Annotated in this window: 8 protein-coding genes and 2 pseudogenes; 4 read left to right on the top strand and 6 right to left on the bottom strand. The window is 39.8% G+C overall.

The annotated features are described in order from the left end of the window. Positions 1-132 precede the first annotated feature (132 nt). Together K6V21_RS15735 and K6V21_RS15730 are read left to right on the top strand one after the other, a co-directional pair. Positions 133-734: pseudogene (locus K6V21_RS15735) on the top strand (DUF4143 domain-containing protein); the annotation flags it as partial. Positions 735-796: 62 nt separating this feature from the next. Continuing rightward, a pseudogene (locus K6V21_RS15730) lies at positions 797-2,410 on the top strand (hypothetical protein). Positions 2,411-2,534: 124 nt separating this feature from the next. Here K6V21_RS15730 and K6V21_RS15725 read toward each other — a convergent pair. The 6 genes from K6V21_RS15725 to K6V21_RS15700 form a co-directional block, all read right to left on the bottom strand. Beyond that, complete coding sequence (locus tag K6V21_RS15725; protein WP_224319197.1) at positions 2,535-4,466, bottom strand: glycoside hydrolase family 97 protein; 1,932 nt, start codon at positions 4,464-4,466, stop codon at positions 2,535-2,537. A gap of 321 nt (positions 4,467-4,787) precedes the next feature. Further along, positions 4,788-6,614: a RagB/SusD family nutrient uptake outer membrane protein gene (locus K6V21_RS15720; protein ID WP_217713280.1), complete on the bottom strand. Its 1,827-nt coding sequence runs from the start codon at positions 6,612-6,614 to the stop codon at positions 4,788-4,790. 10 nt (positions 6,615-6,624) lie between these two features. Beyond that, positions 6,625-9,702: a SusC/RagA family TonB-linked outer membrane protein gene (locus tag K6V21_RS15715; protein ID WP_224319196.1), complete on the bottom strand. Its 3,078-nt coding sequence runs from the start codon at positions 9,700-9,702 to the stop codon at positions 6,625-6,627. Between the two features lie 127 nt (positions 9,703-9,829). After that, positions 9,830-10,375: an RNA polymerase sigma-70 factor gene (locus tag K6V21_RS15710; protein ID WP_007216158.1), complete on the bottom strand. Its 546-nt coding sequence runs from the start codon at positions 10,373-10,375 to the stop codon at positions 9,830-9,832. 23 nt (positions 10,376-10,398) lie between these two features. Continuing rightward, positions 10,399-11,619 (bottom strand): glycoside hydrolase family 88 protein, encoded by a 1,221-nt coding sequence (locus K6V21_RS15705; RefSeq protein WP_224319195.1) that lies wholly within the window; start codon positions 11,617-11,619, stop codon positions 10,399-10,401. A gap of 201 nt (positions 11,620-11,820) precedes the next feature. Continuing rightward, on the bottom strand, positions 11,821-14,634 hold the full coding sequence (locus K6V21_RS15700; RefSeq protein WP_408912890.1) for a two-component regulator propeller domain-containing protein: 2,814 nt from the start codon (positions 14,632-14,634) through the stop codon (positions 11,821-11,823). A 249-nt stretch (positions 14,635-14,883) separates the two neighbouring features. Between K6V21_RS15700 and K6V21_RS15695 the strand changes: the two genes are divergently transcribed. Both K6V21_RS15695 and K6V21_RS15690 read left to right on the top strand, forming a co-directional pair. Further along, positions 14,884-16,482 carry an alginate lyase family protein gene (locus K6V21_RS15695; RefSeq protein ID WP_224319193.1) on the top strand — a complete coding sequence of 533 codons (1,599 nt, stop codon included), beginning with the start codon at positions 14,884-14,886 and terminating at the stop codon, positions 16,480-16,482. 55 nt (positions 16,483-16,537) lie between these two features. Beyond that, complete coding sequence (locus K6V21_RS15690; protein WP_224319192.1) at positions 16,538-18,682, top strand: heparinase II/III family protein; 2,145 nt, start codon at positions 16,538-16,540, stop codon at positions 18,680-18,682. The last annotated feature ends 119 nt before the right edge of the window (positions 18,683-18,801 follow it).

Genomic DNA, 18,801 nt, shown 5'->3' with positions numbered 1-18,801 from the left:
ATTAACGAATACTAAGACGCACAGAATTACAGAGAAAGCAGGCTGATTCCACAAATCTTATAAGATTTGTGGAATCATTGTTTTAAATACCTTATCTTTGCCTATGCAACTATTCTCTTAAAGTTATGATAGAACGACAGTTATCTTTATAAGGATATCCTTGCTCTTGATTCTATCGGGAAGCCGGAAAAGCTGGTAAAACTACTTCAAGCATTAGCTCTGCAAATCGGTTCACAGGTTTCTTATAATGAAATAGGGCAATTAGTAGGACTTGACACAAAAACTGTTGACAGATATATTGATGTACTCGAAAAGAATTATGTCATATTCCGTTTAGGATCCTTCGCAAGAAACCTGCGCAATGAGCTGAAAGCAAGCCGGAAAATATATTTTTATGATAACGGAATTCGTAATGCCGTATTGGCTAATTTTTCTATGCTCGAAAGTCGCACTCACGAAGAAGCGGGTGCATTATGGGAAAACTTCATTATATCTGAGCGAATCAAGCACAACGCTTATTCTGACAGTTATTGTAACAGTTGGTTCTGGCGTACTCAACAACAGAAAGAAATCGACTATATAGAAGAAGAAGACGGACAGATTTCAACCTTTGAATTCAAGTGGAATCCCGGTGCCAAATATAAATATCCCCAACAGTTATTGAAGCTTATCCAAACAGTTCCTTTAAAGTAATCAATCGTTCCAACATAGAAGAATTCTTATTGGATTTATAACCTGATTTATTTGAGTAAACCCTGTTCTTCGTTCGTATTATACAACATAAAAACAAAGAACAATGAATAGATATAGACTGCTTTTTTCAATGATCCTTTTGCTTTTCCTCTCTCCCTGTTTGCGGGCAGGAGAATGGCAATGGTCTGTGACTCTTGACGGGTTCGTCTCCAACGAAACGAACCGGAATCCTACGGCTTTCTTGTGAATACCCGCTGACTGTATGCAGATAAAAGCAATTATTGTAGGACAACACAATATGAGCGAAGAAACTCTTTTTGATAATCCCCTTTTCCGCGAAAAGATGCAGAAGCTGGGAATCGGCTTTGTATGGATAACTCCCGGTATCGATCAGCAATGGGATGTATCGAAAGGCACACAACAGATATTTGAGAAAATGATGGTCGACCTGGCAGACGTCAGCGGATATAGCGAACTGAAAAATGTCCCCATCGTCCCCATAGGCCATTCGGCTATGGCTACTTATCCCTGGAATTTTGCCGCATGGAATCCGGAACGTACCTTGGCTATCATTTCCTTGCATGGCGATGCTCCGCGCACAAACCTTACCGGCTACGGGCGTGAGAATCTGGAATGGGGACGTACCCGTAATATAGATGGAATACCCGGACTGATGATTGAAGGAGAATATGAATGGTGGGAAGCCCGGGTAAATCCGGCACTGGCCTTCCGCATGATGTATCCTGAAAGTTGTATCTCATTTCTGTGTGACGCAGGACGGGGACATTTCGATGTGGCAGATGAGACAGCCGCATACATTGCTCTATTTCTGGAAAAAGCTATCAATCAACGACTGACTGATGAAGTAACGAAAGACGGTAAAGTAAAACTGAATCCGGTAAACCCAACCAAAGGCTGGCTGGCAGAACGCTGGCATCCCGATCAGAAGAAGCGAGTCAAAGCCGCCCCCTATTCACAATATAAAGGTGATCCTCATGATGCTTTCTGGTATTTTGACCGTGAAATAGCGGAAGCGACTGAAGCACGGTATACACAAAGCCGCGGAAAGAAAGAACAGTATCTGGGTTTTGAGCAAAACGGCAGTTTACTGACATACGACAAGAAGCAGCATGTACGTGTACAGCCCCGCTTCAATCCGGAAGCCGATGGAATCACTTTCCACCTGAAAGCCGTATGTACGGATTCCCTGAGAGCCCAACTATCTGAAGAACATGCAGATGCAACACCGGTAATCAGCCGCATCTGTGGACCAGTAGAAAAGGTAAATGACACCACATTCATGGTATCTTTCTATCGGATGGGTATGAATAATCCGCGCCGTACCGGTGATATATGTCTGTTGGCAAGCCAGACAGGAGACCGGAAGTATAAAAGTGCTGTTCAGGAAGTCAGTATCCGCATCCCCTACCGGAATACGGAAGGGCAAAGGCAGTATATATTATTTCCAGGATTACCCGATGTGAAAGCGGAAAGCGGTTCTTTATCTTTAAAAGCCACAAGTGATTGTGGACTGCCCGTCTCTTACTACATCAAAGAAGGTCCGGCTGAAATAGAAGGAGACCAAATTGTATTCACTCCTATCCCACCCCGCAGTAAATTTCCGGTAAAAGTAACGGTAGTTGCCTGGCAATACGGTATTGCTGGTAAAGTACAAACGGCCGAACCGGTGGAACGTAGTTTCTACATCCTGAAATAACTGTAACTACCAAATAGAGGATGTTTATTTAATAGGTTCGGCCGTTTGAATCTTAGGTGCTGCACTCCTACCATACTGCCACACCACTACCGTAACTTTTTATCTGTCTCTTTTACATATTTCATCACAACTTCTGTTGTTTATAGGTTTTCAAAGATTTATCCTTAGTCAGCTCGGGCACTAAACGAATGGCAGAACCTCCCGAAGCCCTCAAATTAAAATGCAACACAGTCTTGGCATTGACACGGAATTTTGAGACTCTGACTTTCGTTCGTGTAGGAATAGATTTGTCGCCATCCGTATAGATTTCAGCCACATAATCTTTTCCGGCAGGCAGAAAACTCAAATCAACCGGTAACGTCCGTGCATCATTATTTGTAATTGAACCTATGAACCATTCCTCTCCTTTCCGGCGAGCCACAGTAATAAACTCACCGACTTCACCTTGTAAAACCTTCGTATCATCCCAGGTGGTGTACACATCATCAAAGAACTTTAATTCCGGTTCGTCCTGCGAATCCGAAGGCTTATCATACCAATACATATATTGCAGAGGACTGTAATAGACAGCTGCTAATGCCAGTTGATGCGCCGGTGTAGTCTGGATGGATTTAGAACGGGGAACACCATAATTATCTTTTTCAACGTTCAGCCTGCCAAAGTCCTGGCGATAGTAACATATCGTATAATCGGCTGCTCCGACTACAAAGCGGGTAAAAGGCAACGTAACATTGTGAGTGGCATCCGGAAATTCTTCATTGCCGCGAATGCCTTCCTGAGTCATCAGATTAGGATAAGTACGACTAAAGCCTGTCGGACGGTATTCATCATGAATGTCCACCATCAGTCCATAATCAGCACACTTCTTTACGGCTTCGTGCATCCACTTAGTCCACACCTGCGAACCCACCTGCACGAACCCAAACTTAATCCCCGAAATTCCCCATGATTTATACAAAGGGAGTATCTCATCCAACTGTTGCTGCAAAGCCCGTTGATTGACATAGAGTATAACTCCGATACCATGCTGCTTTGCATAAGCAACCACTTCTTTCAGATTCAGGGCATCTATTTTCGGATTTCTACGCGGATCGAGTGTTACGGTAGTAGCATCAGAAGCCTTATCATACTCAAAACCATACCACCCGGCATCAAAATGAATGTATTGCAGATTCCGTTTTACAGCAAAGTCTACCAAAGCTTTTCCACCTTCTGTGGTCAAGGTCACTTCACGCATCACCTTTCCCGGTTTAATCCAGGAAGTATCCTTAATCCGACATGGCGGATTAAGATTTAACAGAATATCGTTGTGTTCCAAAATCTCACCCGGCTTGTCAGCACACATGATTACACGCCACGGAGTAGAATAAGGAGCAATATCTTCTACCGGACCATACATAGCCGATATAACCGTATTCTTTTTAGTCGGTGACACATTGAACTTCGTACGTACATAATCCACCACTTGCGCTTCAGCCAGGCAGACATATCCTCCATCTGCCAGTGTCAGCAGCAACGGACGGTCCGATTTGCCCGGCCAGTTTTCAAGAGGCAGATAAGAATACGGGGTCTGGGCTTTGGGAGTAAAATAGGCTTTAGTACCTTCGGGCATGGTATATTCTGTATACTCATCTGTAATCTTCAGATATTGTCCACCCGGAAAATGGTAACGGAAGGCAATTCCTTCATCATAGGCTCGGACATCAAGAATAAGCTTATCACGTCCGTTCTGACGGTTGACAACTATTTTCCATGCATGATAGCAGTCTTTAATTTCACTTCTTTCGCCATAAACCGGATGCCAGATCGTATCTTTCCGACTACTATCCACAGTTCCGATTTCAACTCCATCCCGCCATTCTACATTTGCATTGATTCCCAATAAGGAAGGTTTTACTGTCTGTTTTCCGTTCCAGGTCAAAGAATAATGTAACTGTCCACCGCTATCACTCAACGTAAACTGATATTTTCCATCCGGTGATGTCATATTCACCTCTTTGCCCTGTACACTCAAAGACAAAGCTACACATAATACGCCTACAAATAATTTTTTCATATTTTCAAAAGTTAGTAAATTATTGTTTTTGATGTATCATCTTTATATTAAAAGACGTATAGCGGGTTGTTTTTACTCAATACAGAAAGATTTAAATTCCTTTTTCTTTTATATGTATTCTCGGACGGTCTGGAGAGATAAAAGTACAAAAACATACTTTTTAAAGGAACCTTAGATATATTTATCTCTTTTCCGTATTGATGTTTATCTTATAATTGGAAGTCCAAGAGGTAAAGATAAAACAAAGTAAAAGAGAAAATGGGAAGAAGGACTATCTTCACAAATGAAGATAGTCCTCTAAATATCAGTCATCTGTTATACCTATTCCCATCCAGGATTATTACCAAGTTCCTGTCCATTAGACAAAGTATTTAACCATGTAACAGGAATAGGACGAAGTTTATATTTACTTTTAAAAGTAGTCTCATTTAATTGGGTCTGGATTAATCCACCTGTAATATTTGTAACATCCCAGTTGTATTTCAAAACCCTTTCAGCCAGTTTTCCCGTACGTTGCAGGTCGTTCCAACGTGGTGCTTCTCCATAAAGTTCCAATGCTCTTTCATCCAATACATTATCCACTGTAACAGTACCTGCATATTCTTGCAATCCACTTTCCGGGGTATTATTCATGGCACGTTTACGTATCTGATTTATATAATACAAAGCATTAGAATTATCTCCCATCTTAACAGCAGCCTCAGCAGCAATTAAATAAGTCTCAGCTAAACGGAACAAATAAATATCACGAGTTCCATTTTCGACTGTTCCTGAACTGTTATAACGAGTATTGCAATCTTTAAATTTCCAGACAGGAAGCCAAGCGCGTGATTTAGAGTTAAAACTCTGATAACCTGTCTTATAATAATCATCATTACCGGCATCAGTATACGCTCCCTCGGGATAATTATAGAAAAAACGCCCACGGTTGTTGGCCGCTGTTTTCTCAGCATCTGTATATTGCTTATATCCACTCTCTCCGGGAACTGGGAAATAAATAACTGTATCTCCCTTTGCTACATTCACGCCATTCGTACTTTCAAACCAGTTTCTACCATAAGCGCGTCCATCTATAGAAGTTGCCGGATCACCATTCAACGGGCTCATAAAAGTAACTTCCGTACGTCTGTCTTTTTTCCAGTCAAATAATAAATAACTATATTTGGTCGGCATTACAGAAGCATAATCATTACAATAAATCGAAGAAAATCCCAAATCAGTCCAACCTTCACGATAAACAAATAAATAGAATTCAGTCTGAATATTATTATTCCATCCTGATCCGGCAGAGAAATTAATACCAAAGATAATTTCATCGTTCTCTTCATTTGCCTGACGATGAACCATTGCATAATCATCCAACAAGGCATGTCCGGAATTGTTAATTACATCTACGGCATCATCATAAGCCTTTTTAAAATCATCATCTTCCGCATAACTCTGATATCCGCGAGTTAAATAAACAAGGGAACGAAGATGTTTTGCCGCAGCTTTTGAGGCGCGTCCATAATTAGCCGAAGTCTGCTTCATTGGAAGAGAAGAGTCCATGACATCCTGCAAATCAGCCAGAATTTGTCTGTAAAAATCAGCACCACCATTCAATTGCGAAGTTGTAGAAGGTGAAGTCGGCTCTTCCAAGATCAACGGAGCTTGTCCCCAATTCTTCACGATTTCAAAAAGATATAAAGCACGCAAGAACTTGGCTTCCGCAACCCGCTGAGCCAATACCCCCTTATCAATGCCATCAAATAGATCCTGATCTTTTGTAACTACCGCACCGGCGCGACCAATAGCGGCATTGACATTTTTCAACGATTCGTATACTACTTTCCATTGATTGTAAACAGTAGCATTGTCATTAGCATAATCCACCGTATACTGATTTAATGCATTGGTAGCCGTACCGTCATTCTGAGTTCCCAAATCCGTACCAAGTTGGGTCAACAGAAAATAATTTGTTGTATTATATACCGATTTTAAAGTGGAATAAGCTCCATTTATAAGAGATTCATATCCTTCAGCCGTAGCATAATATTCTTCGGCAGACTGACTGGACCAGTTTTTTTCATCCAGAAAAGACGAACACCCCGAAACTGCGAATACAGACGCCAGCAGGAGACCTTTAGTAAAAATATTTTTTGCTTTCATATTATCCTAATTATTTGAATGATAAATTAATACCGAAAATCACATTTCGAGTCATTGCATCCGATGTATTGATACTGACATTCAACTGTTCAGGATCAACCACATCCTTTGCACAAAAAATAAATGGATTCTGAACAGTTGCATATAGACGCAAATTACCTAATTTCATTTTTTCAAGAACTGACGGCTTGAAAGTATATCCCAAAGTAATATATGAGATTTTAAGAAAATCACTGGAGAACATCGTATGCGACATCTCTGACTTCGCATTCCCCCATGATCCTGCTTTACTCCGATAAGTACCCATGTTGCTAGGCTGTGCAGAAGCATTGGTCGGATTCTCCGGAGTCCAATAATCTTTTCTTAAGTTATTAAAATTGAGATTGTTGTTTTCCAATGCATACGAAACATAAAACTGGTTTCTAGCTCTTGCTCCCGCTTGGAAGGCCGCTTGAAATGACAGATCGAATTCCTTGTATGTAAATGTATTAGTCATACCACCTGTCCAATCCGGAGTACGTTTACCATCAATCACACGGTCTTTATCATCAATCACACCATCATCATTCAAGTCTAACGGTTTATATTGTCCCGGCTTACAACCATATTTAGCTGCTTCTTCGGCTTCGTCCAACTGCCATACTCCCAATGTCATCAAATTGTAATTTATATCAATAGGCTGACCGATAATCCAAAGATTACTGTAGTCACCACTCATTCCTGCTAAAGATTGTCCACGGGAAGTCAGATCTTCCTTATATTGCAAATCTACAATCCTATTTTTGTTATAGGCAAAGTTCAGACTGGTTCTCCATGAGAAATCTTTGGTACGGATATTATCTGAATGAATGTTTACTTCGAAACCTTCATTTCTGACAGATCCCACATTCGCTTTCACAGAAGAATAGCCGGTAGTAACAGGCACCGTCTTATTCATAATCAAATCTTCTGTCAAACGATTATAATATTCCACACTACCTGAAATACGATTATTCAATAATCCGAAGTCAATGCCCACATTATACTCTGTAGTACGTTCCCACCCTAAATCCAGATTCCGCAAATTATTGGGAACATAGCCGATAGACTCGCTTGAACCAAATGTATAATAGTTAGCACCGCTAATAGAGCCCTGTGTCTGATATGCACTTACATTATCATTACCAGTCTGACCATAACTCAAACGTAACTTCAAATTGCTCAACCAAGACAGACTCTTCATAAATTCTTCCCCCGACACTCTCCATGCCACGGCAGCCGATGGAAAACTTCCCCATTTATTACCTTCCGCCAATTTTGACGAACCATCCAAACGGATACTTGCAGTCAGAAAATACTTGTCCTTGTACACATAATTGGCACGTGCCAGATAGGACATCAAATTTGTTTTGGTAAAACCTGAAGAAGAAGTATTGCTTGCCGATCCCCCAGCCAAATTGTACCACAAAGAATTATATGACAATCCATTGCCAATTCCTTTCAACTTCTCATCCTGTGACTGCTGCATCGAAAATACTCCGGTCAAATCAACACGATGATCTTTCAACTGAAAATTATAATTCACAAGATTATCCCAAACCCAATCCACATAACTGTTTTTCGCATAATTACTGGTTGCCTTATTTTGTCCCTTATTAGCCTTCGTATATTTACCTCTGTACTGACCGATCTCCTCCAGATTTATATCCGGAGAGAAAGTAGTTTTCAATGTCAATCCCTTCACAGGAGTGACTTCTAAGTAAATATTGCTTAACAGATTGTATTTCTTTGTTTTATTCAGTTCATTCTTCATGGTAGTCAACGCATTATATTGGCCATTGGAATAAGCCCACATTTCCTCCCCTGTCACCAAGTCAGTCGGATGATAAGTAGGACGTAAACGGAAAGCGTCCTGCAACAGGTCCGAATTACCGGTATCACGTACAGAATGGGTTCCATACATATTAATACCAAATTTCATGTATTTACTAGGCTCTACATCTACCACTGCCCGAAGATTATAACGGGAATATTCCTGAGGCTCCAGCATACCATTTTCAAAATAATATCCGGCAGACAAGGCGTAAGTAGCCATTTCATTACCTCCGGTAGCCGATATGGTATGATTCGTCATAAAGGCCGGCGTGGAAACCGCATCCACCCAATCAAAATAGTTACCATCCTGAATGGCCTTCAATTCTGAGGCTGTAAAAATTTGACTATCATCCACATATTCATTATTATTTCCAGCTCTCTTCGCCTCTCGCGCCAACTGCACATATTCTTCACCGGACATCATATCGGGCATATTGGTATATTTCCTATATCCGGCATAACCGCTATAGTCAATTTTCACTTTACCTATCTTTCCTCTTTTGGTAGTAACCATTACCACACCATTAGTGGCACGGGAACCATAGATTGCTGTAGACGACGCATCTTTTAGAATATCTATTTTTTCGATATCATCTGGATTCAGATTAGATAAAGATGCACCTGGTACGCCATCTACCACTATTAAAGGAGACGTGCTCCCGCTAATTGTATTCAAGCCACGGATCAGAATATTATATTCACCACCCGGTTTATTATTCGAACGCTGGATTTGTACACCCGGTAAAGCTCCCTGCATAGCCCCTACCGCATCCGTTCTACCACTTCTCATTAAGTCCTGAGTAGAAACGGAGGATACCGCACCTGTCAAATCTGATTTCTTCATCGTACCATACCCTACTACCACAACTTCATCCAGCAATTCAGAGTCCTCTTTCAAAGTTATTCTCAACGTACGATTGGAGCCAATTGTAATTTCCTGAGTCTGATAACCGACATACGAAACCTGTAATTTCCGGTTGGGAGAAACATTTAATGTAAAGCTACCGTCAACATCTGTAATGATACCATTGGTGGTACCTTTTTCCATTACTGTAGCACCAATAACCGGTTCTCCTTGAACATCCACTACCTTTCCGGTAATTTTAACCGAATTCTGCAATACCTCCTGAGTTATAGGAGATGCAGCCATACCATCCGCTTGTTCCGCAGCCATTTCACTTAATGGCAAACAGGACAATGCTAAAAGCATAAAGAATTTGTCTTTCTTATTCATAGCATGCATTTTAAGTTTAACATAAAAAATCACATTTAATTATTTAGTCAATATATCTTCAATGAACATAGATTAAACGGGAATAAACTTTCATTCACTCAAACAAAAGATAATTTTCGCTATTTTTTTAGGAACATAGATAAGAATCCACATATTCTCGTAACACGTTGCGGGCAATATATATTTGATTCTCTACTGTTCGTATCGATAATCCTAACTTTTCGCTGATTTCCGGATTAGAATACTCATTCTTATACTTCATTACAAATATCTGTTTGCATTTAGGAGGTAACCCTTTTATACGATTTTCTACTATTACAAAAAATTCTTTTGTCAAAAGAGTATTGTGCCCATCTCTATTCAATGCAGATATAAAGTCATTTCCAGAGACTTCTTCATAATGCTGTTCTATTTGCTTATGACGTATAAAATCAATACAGCGGTTATAAAGCGCTTTGTAGATGTATTTCAATACTGCACCTTCCGATACAAAATAATTAGTCTGCTGTAGCAAATTGATAAATACATCTTGTACAACATCTTCAGCATACAATTCCTCTCCCATTGTTTTTTCAGCATAGTGCACGAAAAAAGTGTGATACTTTTTATAAATTATCTCGAAAGAATAATTTCCAACCGGACAATATCCGGCAATCATCAATTGTGTATTCATAATAGATAAGATTAAGGAAATATTTATAAATTAGCCAGTATAGAACGTTTCTCTTGTAATCTCTTAAAACGGATTAATGCTTCAAGATAATAATAGTCTGCATAAATAATGGATGCATCAACTTCTCCACCACGAGGCATATGACCTACCGAATGTAACAGAAAAGCATATTTTGTATCTCCTGCCTTATAAGCAGAAGATGATAACACTTCAAGCATCTTTTCTGCCTGGTCATAGTAATAATGTGAAGAGTCACGCTCGGTTACATAAGTAGAAAGTTCCAGTAAAGCAGAAGCTGTAATAGCCGCTGCGGAAGCATCTTTAGGTTCTCCAGAAGACAAATCGGGAGCATCAAAATCCCAATAAGGAATTAAATCCTCCGGTAAACGGGATAAATAAGCATCTGCTACTTTTCGGGCAAAGTTCAGAAAGCGCACTTCTCCCGTTTCACGATATACCATAGTATAACCATAAATAGCCCATGCTTGCCCACGTGCCCACATGGAGTTATCGCTCAGTCCTTGATGAGTCACACCTTTTATAAAATGTCCGGTAATCGTGTCATATACGGCAACATGATAGCATGAATAATCTTTGCGAAACTGATATTTCATTGTAGTATCGGCATGCTCACACGCCATATCATATAGACGGCGTTCTCCCCCGTTTCGGGCAGCCCAGAATAGCAGCTCAAGATTCATCATATTATCAATAATAGTATTATGAGGCCAATTTTCCTTTCTCACCATACCCGGCCATGACAGAAAAGTACCAACTTCGGAATTAAACAGAACAGAAAGAGAATCAGCAGCACGTAATAATCCTTCTTTATATTCCGTATTACCCGTCAAACGATATCCATTGCCCAAACTACACATCGTAATGAATCCCATATCATGGCTCCTTGCTTTTCTGTGAGTTACAGGAAGAATCTTTTGAGTATAGTTTTCAGCTGCAACTTTCCACATATTATCCTTTGTATTCTCATATAAATACCAAAGAATACCAGGCCAGAAACCTGAAGTCCATGAACCGGGACTGGTGAAATGCCAATTAACATCATCTCCATCGATCGAGTTAGGAATACCTCCTTCTGAGCCAGAAGGAACAATGGCCAATGTACGTAAAGCCTGGGTCTCACAATAATCAATATTGGTATTTACTGAAAATTCCCGGTTGAATTGCTTACAAGCAATTCCCACTACAAATAAAGAAGCAAGCAAAAGAATGGTTTTGTGTTTCATGATATAGCACTTTTTAAATGAACAAATTGATTTCAACGACAACAAAATTAGTAAGTTGAAATTCTTTTCAGACATTCTGAGAAGTGTAATAGGTACCAACCTAAAGGCTGAAACGAGTTTCTCAATAAATAGCTATATTTCAATATTTTAATTATATAAAAAGAAAGAGTACCAAATTATTTTGGTACTCTTTTCAGGAAGTTATATTTCTAAAATGATATCTTTCTCCTTAATATACTCTGCAGGTGATTTACCCTTCAATTTCTTAAATGAACGGAAAAAAGATGTCCGGGAGCTAAATCCACACTGCTCAGAAAGAAACGCCAAAGTATATTTGGAAGCTGATTTATCCTGCACGCGGATAATAAATTCTTCCACACGATATTGGTTGATATAATCGGTAAAGTTTATATTCAAATATAAATTTAGAACCTGTGACAAATCTCCCGTATTGCAGCCAATAGTATTCGCTACATCCTGCAACTTCAAATCCGGATTCAGATACATCTTATCCTTATTCATACATTCTGTTAACCTTTGTTTTATCCGTGATACCACTTCTTCATCCACCCTGGATTTCTGATACTTCTCCTTCTGTACTCCTTCGACTTGTACTGTATTCTCACGCATACCCTCTTTCATTTTTCTATATTTACCCAGCAAAGCGTAATAGCTATAGAGCAGTACCAAACATGTTAAAAAACAAAGTACCACCATCCATAAGGTGAAAGAAAGTCCCCGTACAACTTCCACCTTAACCGCCATAACCGCACCCGGATTAGACGCCGCCCTTACTTTAAAAACATAGTTGCCAACTGGAAGATTCGTATAGGCTACTTGATTGCCTTTCATCAAAGTCAACCATTCCTTATCATACCCTTCCAAAAAATATTCATAGATATCCGTATTCACAACAGCATAATTCAAGGCAGAAAACGTAAATGCAATATTATTCTTATCTGCAGGCAAAGAGATCTTCTCCATAAATGAAGAAGAAAAAGGCAACAATTCATCTCCCGTCTGAAGGATTCTACCAGCAACAGCTACTGATGTAATGGCAGGAGGTAATGGAATCACCTTTCTTTCATGTTTAGGCTGAGAAGTATATTTTACTAATCCCCTTTCATTGCCCCACCAAATAGAGCCATCATCTGTAATCTGTACAGGGTTATTAAATATGTATCCGGGAATGCCATCATAAAGAGAGAAAATCTTGTGATGATTATCTTTGATATACAGTAAACCACGTTGTGTACTAAACCACAGTCCTCCATCATGCGGATCTTCAATAATACTCATGACCGAATTATTGGGAAGGAAATCATCAACTGTCAGATGCTCAAATTTAGTAAAATGCTCATCAACTTTAACAACTCCCTCTTTATCGTCACAAAACCATAGATTTTTATGATTATCCTCATAAATATACCGTATGCTTTTTGTAAACGGTTCTATATGTTCAGGAAATACATCCGACTTGAAAGTACCGGTTGACATATCATACAAAAAAACAGCTCCATTCGCTCCTATCCAGATCCTATCCTTTGAATCAGCTTTTAAAGTAAATATTGAATTTATGGCAAGAGACGAATTTCTATTATTGTAATTTACATACTGTCCGGTCAATTCATTATAAACATACACCCCATAAGAACTCCCTATCCAGTACTTGCCTTCTTTATCTCTTTCACATCCGGTAAATGAATTTTGCCTGAAGCAATCATCCGGTTTAAAAAAAGACAGTTTACCCGTCTCTGCATGCAGCAAATACATGCCACCACCATAAGTTCCTATCAAATAATCTTCTCCCAAAGGTTTAACCGACAAAATAATATCCGAACGTAATATCGAAGATTTTATAGTGTAATGTTTCACTATATTCTCTTCTTCGGAAATATAATAAAGTCCGTCACGGGTACCTATTACTTTTCGCCCTTGTTTACCAATCCAGAACCCACGCACATTCAGATTATGGGAATCAAATTTATCCTTAAAAGCATAGATGGAAAAGGTATTCCCACGCGTAGGCGTATAACTCATTCCACCCATGTAAGTACCGATATAAAGGATATTTTTATCTTTCAGTAATGAATAAACAGCATTCGAACAAATGGCATCTTCCTGTATAGAATGTTCTATTGACGTTATTTCTTGTCCGGAAGATGCTTTTATAATTTTGACACCACTTCCATTGATTCCTACATACAATGTATCATTACCTACAGGTACCAAATCCTTAATACATCCATTACCTATTTGCGGATATATGGAGAAAACTTCCTGCCCAATATCAAACTTCAGCATGCCCTGGTTTGCCGTACCTAAATAAATAGTATTGCCCATTAAAGCCAGACAGTTATAGTAATTTAATCCTCCTCTAATATTATTCTCAAACACTCGTGATCTTCCAGTTTCCATATTATAATGGATCAATCCTCCATTTGAAGCAATCCAAACACTATCATCCTCTCCATCTACAATATCCATTAGGCCATTCACAGCAGACAAGGCATTGGAGTCCAGCAGAATCTTTCTGAATACACCACTTTCATACAGAAATAATCCACGTGAACTACCAAGTAGTAATTTCCCCTTCTTACTCACGAAAACCACTTTTACAGACAAAGATTTGCCATCTAAAGCAATCGGTTCAACCGTCTCTGTCTTACGATTAAACTTTATCAATCCTATATCTGTACCCACCCATAAATTTACAGAATCAGTCTCTGCTATCGAAAAAACAGTTCTCCCGGAAAATTGAGGATAAGTCGTCACATTTACCCCATCAAAACGATCCAATCCCATCTGTGTTCCTAACCATACGAAACCACGGGTATCCTTATATATAGCATTTATCGTATTATGGGATAAACCTTCAGATACAGTTACAGAACGAAAAACAGGAGACTGTTGGATTGAATACAGAGATAATGGCAACAACAACATTATCGCCATAAACAAATAATGAATGGCGAATTGAATAACTCTCCCTATATAGTAATATGTGTCTTTCATACATTCATAAAAATCAATCATTTTCCCCTTATTATTACTAAGAAGTCCGACAAACTTAATGATTTATTTGATAGAATGTATAGTTTTGCTCACTAAAACTTAGTTTAATCTCATGATGCATTATACGTAGAATTGTTTTTTATAATTAAACTAAAAAGTGCGATGCCGCTTTAGGTAAATCGGTACGTAAATACGCTATATACATATTGACTTCTATCTAATATGTATTAACCTTATTATTTTAAGAATATGATGAAAAAGAAATTTATTCCGTTATTTATTCTTCTCTTTTATATGCTGAATATAAACAGTCAAGAGTTTACTCATCCGGGCTTACTTCATTCTGAGTCTTCATTAAAAAGAATCCGGGAACTTGTCAGAAATGAGATCCAACCAGCTTACGGTTCATTCAACATCATGAGAGGAATGCCTGAAGGAAAAGCTGATTATTGCATAAAAGGATCTTTCGAAACTATCAGTCGTGCCGGCAGATATGGTTATACCAAAGACCCTTGTGAACGAGATTTTAATGCAGCTTACTACAATGCCATTCTTTGGATAGTCACAGGAAAAGAGCCTCATGCAGACAAAGCAATGGAGATTATCAGAGCGTATGCAAGTACCCTAAAGAAAATAGAAGGTCCGGACGATCCGCTTTGTGCCGGCCTTCAAGGATTTATGCTGGTAAACGCAGCAGAAATCATGAGATATACATATACAGCAGATAAACATACTAACGGATGGGATGCAAAAGATACACCCAAAGTAGAAAATATGTTCCGAAATGTATTCCAGCCGATACTTACTACTTTCTACAATACCAAACCTTACACCAACGGTAACTGGGGAATTGCGGTAACTAAGGCACAAATGGCATTCGGAGTATTTCTGAACGATAAAAAGTTGTATGAAGACGCTATAGAGTTTTTTCTGAAAGGCCATGACAATGGAACTCTTCCCAACTACGTAGCAGAATCCGGCCAGATACAGGAAAGTGGACGTGACCAGCAACATGCCATGTTAGGGTTAGGATGCCTCTCGGAAATTGCCGAAATAGCCTGGACACAAGGCAGAGACCTGTATGGCGCTTTGGATAATCGCCTTATGAAAGGTTATGAATACCTGGCCAAATCTAATCTGGGCTATGAAGTACCTTTCTTTACCTGGAAAGATATAACCGGAAAATATTCAAACTGGACTACGTTAGGGGAAGAAGGGATGGGACGTTTCCGCTCATTATTTGAAATTGCCTACAATCACTATGTTGAACGCAAAGGGTTAGAAATGCCATATACCCAAATTGTATTAGGCATGATACGTCCTGAAGGACCGGGATTTACTTGTGATAACCCGGGCTTCGGCAGCCTGCTGTTCTATTTGGGAAAGGACTTAAATGAAAGGAAAGTCCCCGGACAAATAAATGAGGATCTTTCCCAACTGGAAGGATGGGCTTTCGCCAATTGCTCTTATAAACAGGTAGATAATCTAATGTCATTTGTATCATCCGGAGTAAATATGCAAAAGAAAAGGATTTCCTACCAGGCAGGAAACTATCCGTATATTGCCGTAAAGGCACCCAAGATTCCAGCATCCGCAAATAAAGACTGGTTACAATTAAGCTATAGCGTTGCCAGTGCTCCGGAATTTTGGAAGTTAGATTCGGATAAGGCTAAAAAGATAGGAAAAGACATCTATGTATTCAAGATTACAGACTATCTGTCAAATAATGGAACGCACTTCACAGAAAGGCCAGCAAACATTACTCTTATTCTCAATTTTGGGAATATCGGCAATGAACCGGTAATTGTGGAATGGATTCGCTCATTTGAAAAGCTGGAAGATATTTGAGTAATATATTTCTCTCCTTCGTATATATACTAAAAAAAGAATTAACAAAGAAATTATGAGAAATAAAAGAAAACATGTACTGACGCTCATTCTGTTTTGTTCCCTGGTTTTCTCAATCCGGGCGCAGCAACAACACCCCTATCTGTTCTTTACCCCCGATCGGATAGCAACACTGAAAGAACAACTCAAATCGGATAAAGAAGTCAAAGCCAATTATACCCAGGTAGAACAAGTAGCCAGGGAAGCCTTGAAAGAAAACAATCCTTACCGCAAGTTGGAATATCTGGCATTGACATACCAGGTGACAGGCGAAAAAAGATATGCGGATAAGATCAAAGAATCAATCCGGCAGACAGGTGGAAAAGAAACCCTCGAAGCAAAGGATATGCTGAATCGGGAACCTGCCTGGACTTCATTGCTAAGCACCGCCCATGCCAATCATCAAATGGCTATCGGTTTCGATGCTATCTATAACGAACTCTCAGATGAAGAACGGAAAGAACTGGCACAAGCCATTTACAAAATAGGAATCCGTCCGACGCTGCACGATTGGCTATCACCGGCAACACGTTTCCATGCAATCAATTCCATGGGGCACAACTATTGGGCATCCTGTATTGCCATGACCGGAATCGCTGCCATGGCCGTCAGCAATGAAATTCCCGAGGCTGCCGAATGGATTGATATGGTAAGTAGGGCAACAACGGATTGGGCTAATTTCCAAGGAGATATCTTACAAAACAAACCGGCTAACTTCGATAATGGAGCTTATTACGAAAGTGTGAGTTACGCCAATTACGGGCTCACCCAATACCTGACCTTCCGCCTTGCCATGCAGAATTTCAATCCCCGGGCAGAATGGCCAGAAAGGAAGCTATTTGAACGTGCAGCAGATTATTTTATGTATACCTGTTATCCTGCCGACAGTGATTATCTTCCTTCCCTTTATTTTGGCGACAGCAACATTGCTGCCAATGGTGAAGGAGTCTTGAAATTACTTTGGACATTAGGTTTTCAGAAAACCGATATGTTATGGTATCTCACACAGGTACGGAAAAACCAGGCCAAAGAAAGTATGCCGACCGATACACCCATGGGGTTATTGTACACTCCCGATTTATCTGCGGCTCCACCGCAACCTTCCCTGTCGCTATCTACGGTATATGAAAGAATGGGTTGGAGTGTGATGCGTACTTCTTGGGAGAAAAACACAACCCTGTTAGGAGTGAAATGCGGACATACATGGAATCACTCTCATGCAGACGCAGGTTCATTTATCCTTTTTCATAATGGACAGCAAGTAATTAAGGATGGCGGAAACTGTTGGTATCCCAATCCGTGGTATCGTGAATATTTCTTCCACAGCCAGGCCCATAATGTACTGTTGTTTAATGGACAGGCCCAGCCTCAAGAGCAACAGTACAAAGGTTCGATGCTCGATGGTTCTTTGCATCATCTTACAGACGAAGGAAATATCAAATACATCCTGGCCAACGTGACCGGGCCTACTTCCCGCTACTTTTCTAAAAACCACCGTAGTTTTTTGTGGATAGATGATGTAATACTGGTTATTGATGATGTCTGTTCGCATGAAGACGGTACATTCAGTCTGCTTTTTCACCCGGATGGAGTAAGCAGGAAAAATGGTATTGATTTGAGTGTCGTCAACCAACAGGCTGCTGTGGATATACGCCCTTTATGGCCGGACTATCTGACAGAAAGCGACTTCGAACATGATTTCCCTTATAATCTGAAACTGAAAGCTCACCAGGGTCCCAAAGCTAAGAAGACCGACGAAATGGAAACGTATTATTCGATAACCTATCCGATAAAGGCACAAAGTGTCAAGTTTATAACGGCAATCATCTTGAAAGATTCTCCTGCAAGTAAAAATATTCCTCAGGTAACCCGCCTGAAAGGAGATGATCTGCAAGGTGTCCGTATTGCTAAAGGTGACAAAATAACTGATGTTTATTTAAACACACGGGCAGATGGGCATATTATGCACCGGAATTCCTGCACAAATGTGAACGGTTGGGATACAGACGCATATTTACTTGCTTTTTCTTATAAGAAAGGAACTGACCCCGCAGTTTCCAAAAACATATCGGAATGGTTCATCGGATATGGGAGTTATGTGCGCAATGCTAATGAATCCATTTTCGATTCTTACACTAAAAAATATAAAGTAATCCGCTGACAAGACTAGTTCATTTCTATAGGGATATGAATCAGTTACGAGCTACAGGCTACAAGCTACAAGTAGCTGCGCTATGTTCCGAAAGGCACTTGTAGCCTGTAGCTCGTAACTTCATTCCT

The organism is Bacteroides cellulosilyticus, from assembly GCF_020091405.1.
Taxonomy (GTDB): Bacteria; Bacteroidota; Bacteroidia; order Bacteroidales; family Bacteroidaceae; genus Bacteroides.
Note: the sequence above shows the minus strand (reverse complement) of the source record. Positions and strands in the feature narration are given on the sequence as shown.

What these genes read in the sequence shown, in the direction of transcription:
- K6V21_RS15715 (WP_224319196.1), bottom strand. Translation starts at nt 9,702, where the DNA reads ATGAATAAGAAAGACAAATTCTTTATGCTTTTAGCATTGTCCTGTTTG.
- K6V21_RS15720 (WP_217713280.1), bottom strand. Translation starts at nt 6,614, where the DNA reads ATGAAAGCAAAAAATATTTTTACTAAAGGTCTCCTGCTGGCGTCTGTA.
- K6V21_RS15700 (WP_408912890.1), bottom strand. Translation starts at nt 14,634, where the DNA reads ATGAAAGACACATATTACTATATAGGGAGAGTTATTCAATTCGCCATT.
- K6V21_RS15710 (WP_007216158.1), bottom strand. Translation starts at nt 10,375, where the DNA reads ATGAATACACAATTGATGATTGCCGGATATTGTCCGGTTGGAAATTAT.
- K6V21_RS15695 (WP_224319193.1), top strand. Translation starts at nt 14,884, where the DNA reads ATGATGAAAAAGAAATTTATTCCGTTATTTATTCTTCTCTTTTATATG.
- K6V21_RS15690 (WP_224319192.1), top strand. Translation starts at nt 16,538, where the DNA reads ATGAGAAATAAAAGAAAACATGTACTGACGCTCATTCTGTTTTGTTCC.
- K6V21_RS15705 (WP_224319195.1), bottom strand. Translation starts at nt 11,619, where the DNA reads ATGAAACACAAAACCATTCTTTTGCTTGCTTCTTTATTTGTAGTGGGA.
- K6V21_RS15725 (WP_224319197.1), bottom strand. Translation starts at nt 4,466, where the DNA reads ATGAAAAAATTATTTGTAGGCGTATTATGTGTAGCTTTGTCTTTGAGT.